Origin of the sequence: Streptomyces torulosus, assembly GCF_001419765.1 — a bacterium.
GTDB classification, from domain to species: domain Bacteria; phylum Actinomycetota; class Actinomycetes; order Streptomycetales; family Streptomycetaceae; genus Streptomyces; species Streptomyces torulosus.
The window spans coordinates 1-3,202 of the sequence record NZ_LIRK01000778.1; the positions used below are offsets into that span (position 1 = coordinate 1).

Below are 3,202 nucleotides of genomic sequence, written 5' to 3' on the forward strand. Positions count from 1 at the left end.
TCGAAGCCGAAGTTGCCGGCCTCACCGGTGACCTCAGTGGCGGTTGCTGTGGACTGGCCGGCAACTTCGGCTTCGAGAAGGGCCACTACGACGTGTCCGTCGCCTGCGCCGAGGAGCAACTCCTCCCGGCGGTGAGGGCGGCGACGGAGGACACGCTGATCCTGGCGGACGGCTTCTCCTGCCGGACGCAGCTGGAGCAACTGGCGGGACGCCGGGGTTCACACCTGGCGGAGGTGCTGGCGGAAGGGCTGGACCGGGGGAAGAGGGGAGACGGATGAGGTCACCGGAACCGGACCGCGTGGCCGTGCTGTCGGACATCCACGGGGTGCTCCCCGCCCTGGAGGCCGTGCTGGCGGAGCCGGAGGTGCGTGCGGCGGACCGGATCGTGCTCACCGGTGACATCACGGCGGGCCCGCAACCGGCCGAGGTGCTGGACCTGTTGCGAGGGGAGGGCGACCGGGTGGTGTGGATCGGGGGGAACGCGGACCGCGAACTGGTCGAGTACCGCCGGGGCGACCGCGCCACCATCCCCGACCCCATCGGCCCGTACGCGGCGGAGGCGCTCAGCGACGAGCAGGTCGACTTCCTTGCGTCCCTGCCGAGGACGCGCACGCTGGCCGTGCGGGGCCTCGGGCCCACCCTCTTCTGCCATGCGACGCCCCGCGACGACGAGGAGGTGGTGCTGGTCGATTCCCGCCCCGCCCGCTGGACGGAGGTCCTCGCGGACGTGCCCGCCGAGGTCCGCACGATCGTCTGCGGCCACACGCACATGCCCTACACCCGCCTCGCCGAGGGCCGCCTGATCGTCAACCCGGGCAGCGTCGGCATGCCGTACGGCCGCCCCGGCGCGCACTGGGCGCTACTGGGCCCCGGCGTCGACCTCCGCACGACCTCGTTCGACATCACCGCGGCCGTCGCCCGCCTCACCACCGCGTGCGGCTACGAGGACATCGCGGCCTGGGCCGACCACTACCTCAACGCCCGGACGACGGACGCCGAGGCCCTGGCGGTGTTCGGCCCGAAGGACGGCAGAGGCGGCGCGTGAACAGGGGCGCGTGCGGCGGGGCTCCGTCCGTCCGGCGTCAGCCGAGGTCCGTGACGTCCCTGAGCCCGGTGGCGCGTCCCTCCGCGTCCCACTCGACCTCCTGGATGCCGACCACGGCGTCCCGGTTGAGCGGACCGAAGACATGGGGGAACAGGACGTCGCCGCCGACACCCGGAGGCGGGGCGGGCGCCGCCGCCTCGAACTCCACACGGGCGTCGAGTCGCTCCTCGTCGAGCATGAGCACGTGCAACGGCCTGGGGGCGTCCCGGTAGAACGCGTTGACTACCGCCACGGTCGTCGCCTCGTCCGGCGAACAGTGCACGAACCCGTCCTCGGCGAGCGAACCGGGAGCGTAGGGCTGATCGGGGCGTGCGGCCCAGGCCTCGAGTGACACGACGTGGTGGATCATGGGCCGGTTATACAGCACGGCCCGCTCGGGTCGCTGCCGCGGCTGCGCCCGTGCCGACGGACGGGGTGCCCTCGCCGGGTGCGGGCGCCACAGAGGGTGCTCGCGCCTCGGTCCAGGCGCCCTCGTTCAGCCCCGGCACTCATGCCGACGTGCCGTCCGTTCCCTCGACGAAGTCCCTGATCGCCTCGGCGAGGCGTTCCGGCTGGTCCTCGGGTACGAGCGTGGAGGAGTCCTCGATCTCGATCAGTCGGCCCCTCGGGTACAGCGCGGCCAGTCGGGGGCCGTGTTCGCGTGGCATCAGGCGGTCGTCCGTGGCCCACACGACGAGGACGGGACGGTCGAAGTCCCGCAGCCCCTCGCTCCACTCCAGCAGGACGGCCCGGCCGGGCGCCGACGTGGCGAACTTGGCGAAGTCCCGCCGGATGGCCCGGCTGCGGGTCGCGGGGCCGAACCACTCGGCGAGGATCTTGTCCGGGATGCCGCGCAGGCTCATCCCGCCGTATCCGCGGGGGTTGTCCCGGAACGCGGGGACCCGCATGAGGCGGGTCAGCAGCCGGACGCCGCCGGGTACCTTGCAGACCCTGGCCAGGGCTTTGGCGGGGCCGGGCGGGAAGTTGTCGAACGCCTCGCAGGCGACCAGCACGAGTCGCCCGACCCTGTGGCCCCGCTCCTCCGTCACCAGGAACTGGCCGCCGCCCCAGTCGTTGAGGACGAGCGTCACGTCGTCCAGGCCGAGCCGCTCCATGAACTCGCCCAGCAGCCGTGCGACGCCGCGGTGGGACAGGTCGGCGTCCGGTCTCATCGGCCGGCGGTGGCCGCCGAGCGGCAGCGTGGGCAGGACGCAGCGGTAGCCGTCCAGGAGCGGGACGACCTTGCGCCACTGCGTCCCGGTCATCGGCAGCCCATGGCCGAACACGAGCACGGGCCCGTCCCCGCCGGTGTCCTGATAGTCGATCGTCCCGGCCGACAGCTCGACCTCCGGCACCACGCCACCCCCGTCCGGCGACTCGCCCTCACCGGGACCGGCGGGGCCAGGTCCAACCTAGGCCCGCTTCGGCCGCCTCGACCCTCTGCCGCAAAATCATGTGAGACACAGCCGCAGTGGCGCCTACCCTCCGGGAATGGATCTTCGCGAAGAACTTCCGAGCGACAGACAGGCCGTGCGGGGCGTTCACCTGGGGGCGTTCGGTGACCATGGCCCGGCCGTGGCCGACCTGGTCGACACCCTGCGGGACACCCTCACGGCCGACGACGGCCTCTCGCTGGTCGCCGAGCACGACGGCCAGGTCGTCGGGCATGTCATGTTCACCCGGGGCCTGCTCGACGCTCCTCGGCGGCTGGTCGACGTGCACGTCCTCAGCCCGCTGGCCGTGGCGCCGCCGTTCCAGAGGCAGGGGATCGGCTCGGCCCTGGTCCGGCAGGGGCTGAGCATCCTCGCCGAACGGGCGGTTCCTCTGGTCTGGCTGGAGGGCGATCCCGGTTACTACGCGCGTCTCGGCTTCGAGCCCGGTGGCGGGCTGGGCTTCCGCAGGCCGTCCCTGCGCATCCCGGACGGCGCCTTCCAGGTCCTCAGGCTCCCGAAGTACGAGTCATGGATGACGGGGACGCTGGTCTACACGGAGCCGTTCTGGCGGCACGACGCCGTCGGCCTCCGCGACCCCGACGCGTGATCCCGGTGCGTGACCCTGACGCGTGATCACGCGCGGTCCGCGCAGTGCGTGCGGACGGCGCGTGATCACGCGTCAGGG

Annotated in this window: 5 protein-coding genes; 3 read left to right on the forward strand and 2 right to left on the reverse strand. The window is 72.7% G+C overall.

Features of this window, described 5'->3' with window-relative positions:
- A partial coding sequence (locus AOK23_RS39730) for a hypothetical protein (protein WP_157878293.1) occupies positions 1 to 278 on the forward strand: 278 nt, incomplete at its 5' end.
- The gene (locus tag AOK23_RS39735; RefSeq protein ID WP_055717296.1) at positions 275 to 1,045 is read left to right on the forward strand and encodes a metallophosphoesterase family protein; all 771 of its coding nucleotides are present in this window, start codon (positions 275 to 277) and stop codon (positions 1,043 to 1,045) included. The genes AOK23_RS39730 and AOK23_RS39735, both read left to right, overlap by 4 nt.
- 37 nt (positions 1,046 to 1,082) lie before the next feature.
- Here the strand turns inward: AOK23_RS39735 and AOK23_RS39740 are convergent, their stop codons facing one another.
- Positions 1,083 to 1,454: a DUF952 domain-containing protein gene (locus AOK23_RS39740; RefSeq protein WP_055717297.1), complete on the reverse strand. Its 372-nt coding sequence runs from the start codon at positions 1,452 to 1,454 to the stop codon at positions 1,083 to 1,085.
- 139 nt (positions 1,455 to 1,593) lie between these two features.
- Positions 1,594 to 2,439, reverse strand: coding sequence for an alpha/beta fold hydrolase (locus AOK23_RS39745; protein ID WP_055717299.1), 846 nt, complete (start codon positions 2,437 to 2,439; stop codon positions 1,594 to 1,596).
- Positions 2,440 to 2,575: 136 nt separating this feature from the next.
- Between AOK23_RS39745 and AOK23_RS39750 the strand changes: the two genes are divergently transcribed.
- The gene (locus AOK23_RS39750) at positions 2,576 to 3,124 is read left to right on the forward strand and encodes a GNAT family N-acetyltransferase (protein ID WP_055717298.1); all 549 of its coding nucleotides are present in this window, start codon (positions 2,576 to 2,578) and stop codon (positions 3,122 to 3,124) included.
- The last annotated feature ends 78 nt before the right edge of the window (positions 3,125 to 3,202 follow it).